General features: G+C 44.0%; 4 protein-coding genes. 2 read left to right on the top strand and 2 right to left on the bottom strand.

The window, feature by feature from the left end; genetic code table 11:
• Nucleotides 1-10 precede the first annotated feature (10 nt).
• Nucleotides 11-649 (top strand): imidazole glycerol phosphate synthase subunit HisH, encoded by a 639-nt coding sequence (hisH, locus tag PX481_RS22020; protein WP_288095982.1) that lies wholly within the window; start codon nt 11-13, stop codon nt 647-649.
• Here hisH and PX481_RS22015 read toward each other — a convergent pair.
• Both PX481_RS22015 and PX481_RS22010 read right to left on the bottom strand, forming a co-directional pair.
• The gene (locus PX481_RS22015; RefSeq protein WP_002761336.1) at nt 638-1390 is read right to left on the bottom strand and encodes an ABC transporter ATP-binding protein; all 753 of its coding nucleotides are present in this window, start codon (nt 1388-1390) and stop codon (nt 638-640) included. The genes hisH and PX481_RS22015 overlap by 12 nt on opposite strands.
• Nucleotides 1391-1569: 179 nt before the next feature.
• On the bottom strand, nt 1570-2685 hold the full coding sequence (locus tag PX481_RS22010; RefSeq protein WP_002761333.1) for a branched-chain amino acid ABC transporter permease: 1116 nt from the start codon (nt 2683-2685) through the stop codon (nt 1570-1572).
• 396 nt (nt 2686-3081) lie between these two features.
• On the opposite strand from PX481_RS22010, the gene PX481_RS22005 reads away from it, so the two are divergent.
• A partial coding sequence (locus tag PX481_RS22005) for a response regulator (RefSeq protein ID WP_353852216.1) occupies nt 3082-3220 on the top strand: 139 nt, incomplete at its 3' end.

Raw genomic sequence — 3220 nt, 5'->3', positions numbered from 1 at the left:
GTATATAGCAATGACCTTAATCGCTGTCATCGATTACGACATGGGAAATCTGCACTCTGCCTGTAAAGGACTGGAAACCGTGGGTGCAGTGCCGAAAATTACCGATTCTCCCCTCGATCTGGAAAAAGCTGACGCTATTGTCTTACCCGGAGTCGGTTCTTTTGATCCTGCCGTCCGGCAAATTCGCAGTCGTCATCTCGAAAAACCGATCAAAGCGGCGATCGCTAATGGTAAACCTTTTCTCGGTATCTGTCTCGGTTTACAAATTCTCTTTGACTCATCGGAGGAAGGTCAAGAGGCGGGTTTAGGGATTATTCCAGGGACAGTGCGCCGTTTTCGCTCAGAACCGGGCATTACCATTCCCCATATAGGTTGGAATCAATTAGACTTCACCCAGCCTGATCATGCTCTTTGGCAGGGATTACCCCCGCATCCTCACGTCTATTTTGTCCATTCCTATTATGTCGATCCCCTTGATAGTCATCTAACTGCCGCCACCGTCACCCACGGCAGTCAAACGGTGACGGCAGCGATCGCTCGTGAGCGTTTGGTGGCGGTGCAGTTTCACCCCGAAAAATCCTCAACTAATGGCTTAAAAATTCTGGCTAACTTTGTTGAACAGGTGCAAAAATTAGCTTTAGTCTCCTAAATAAGCCTTTAAAACCCGCTCGTTTTTTTGGATTTCGCTGGGAATGCCATCGGCTAAATTTGTCCCTTCTGCTAATACCCAAACGTGGTGACAAAGGGACATAATCACATCCATATTATGCTCGATAATTAAAAAGGTAATTCCCTGACGATTCCACTCGATAATATGGTCGTTGATTTGAGCGATTAAAGTGGGATTAACTCCGGCGGCTGGTTCATCTAATAAAATTAATTTTGGCTCGGTCATTAGCACTCGGCCAATCTCTAATAATTTACGCTGTCCTCCCGATAAAGCTCCCGCATAATCCTGCGCTTTCTCCCCTAGACCAATCGAATCTAATAGGTCCAAAGCTTTGGCACGATTTTCCTGTTCCTGTTGGCGAATTTTTGCCCCCTGAAACCAGACTTTGAGAAAATTTTCTCCCGTTTGCCCCGGACTAGCTAAGAGCATATTTTCTAACACCGTTAATCGGGATAATACCCTGGCGACTTGAAAAGTTCTCACACATCCTTTTAGGGCAATTTGATAGGGAGGCAGCTGATGAATCGGCTGACCATCAAGAAAAACTTCCCCTTTATCTGGGCGAATAAAATTAGATAAAAGGTTAAAAAGTGTGGTTTTGCCGGCTCCATTTGGCCCGATTAACCCGGTGATGCTGCCCTGCGGCACATCCAAATAAGCATTATTGACGGCGCGAATGCCCCCAAAACTTTTCGATAATCCTTTGGCAGAAAGTAACATATATAAATTATGAATTATGAATTATGAATTATGAAGTGGGAAGTGGGAAGTGGGAAGTGGGGTGTAGGGTGTAGGGTGTGGGGTGTGGGGAGAATAAATAAAAATAATCTCCTGACTCCTGAATACTTACTCCTGAATACTTACCCCTCAGTTAAATTTAGTTTTGTCCAACCACTTAATTATTTTCCCAAAGTTAACTCCTCTTTTTTGCCGAGGATACCCTGGGGTCGCCAGATCATTAAAACCATGAGCAGCAGACCGATAATCATAATCCGTAAAGCCCCTAATTGGCTATCATTAAAAATATCTAATTGGGGCAAAATAAAGCGAGTCAGGGAATCGTAAGCCCAGAAAATTACTGCTCCTAGTAAGGTGCCAGCATTGCTACCAGAGCCACCGAGAATGATAATAATCCAAGCGTTAAAAGTCAATAATGGTTCAAAATTAGTCGGGTAAATAGTGGTTAATTGCCATGCTAAAAAAGCCCCAGCTAAACCAGCGATCGCACCGCCTAACATCAAAGATTGTAACTTATACCAAAAGACATTTTTTCCTAAAGCCCGGGGAATTTCTTCATCTTCCCGGATAGCTTTGAGGATGCGTCCCCAAGGCGATCGTAAAAGTAATTCTAAACCAGTATAAACGAGAGCGAGGAGGACTAAAACTACCACCATCAGCCCCGCTTTGTAATTATAGTCATTCAAGGCAATTACGCCGTTTATATACAGAAAAAGCAGGATTATCGCCCCTAACGACCCCCAAAAGATTAAAGCCCTCTTTTGCGTCGGTTGATAGCTTTTGCCGCTAATTTGCCCCGCTTCGCGCCATTGTCGTTGCAGATTGCGCCCCAATTGCCAGAGAGCAAAGATAGCAAGCAGGGTAAACAGGGCAATAATTAATAATTTGACGGGAAAACTGGGATTTATATCCAAAGGTAGGGGATAACGTTGTAGTCCGAAACTGCCTTTCGTTAACCAATCCTCGTTAAGCACCAGTAAACGAATTAACTCAGATACCCCGATGGTGACAATTGCTAGATAATCGGCTCTTAATCTCAGGGTGGAAAAACCGATCGCCAATCCCAACAATGCCCCTAGGATCGCCCCGACAATGGCGGCAAAAATCATCGGTACACCCTGTAAAGTCAATAAAACCGTTGCATAAGCCCCTAAAGTGGCAAAAGCAACGTGACCAAAGTTAATTAAGCCAGTAAATCCCCATTGTAGATTTAAACCGAGGGCAAAAATCGCGTAAATACCCGCCCAAATTGTCAGGGAAACCAAATAATCTGTCATGTTATGGCAATTATCTTAATAGTGAGGTACAAAGTTGTCGGTTTCGGGAGTCAGGAGCCAGAAGTCAGGAGTCAGGAATCAGGAGACGATGCCCAATCCAGTTATACTTCATACTTATGAGAAACGGTATAACTCAAAAATGATCTTCAAAGTAAAAAAGGGGTTGGGGGAGTGGGGAAGTGGGGAAGTGGGGGAGTGGGGAGAGGAGGAGAAAAAAGCTGAAAACTCACATCTGATTACTGATTACTGATTACTGATCACTGATCACTGAAAAGGCTGATAGCTAACTGCTAGTATAATATCAGTTAAAACGGCCTCTGTAGCTTGATGGACAATTGTGACGAGCGGAGGGTGCTAGGCTATTAATACCGAAAAAACCTTGTCCTGTTAATTTCTATGCCTCTTTTGATTCTAATTGCCGATGATGACCCCGGTATCCGCCTAGCGGTCAAAGACTATTTAGAATTAGCAGGTTATAGTGTGGTAGCGGCGAGTAATGGTTTGGAAGCTTTGAATTTATTGGATACCTATCATC

The organism is Microcystis sp. M53603_WE2, from assembly GCF_030065435.1.
The sequence above is the reverse complement of the archived record's forward strand: the minus strand, read 5'-3'. Positions and strand labels throughout refer to the sequence as shown.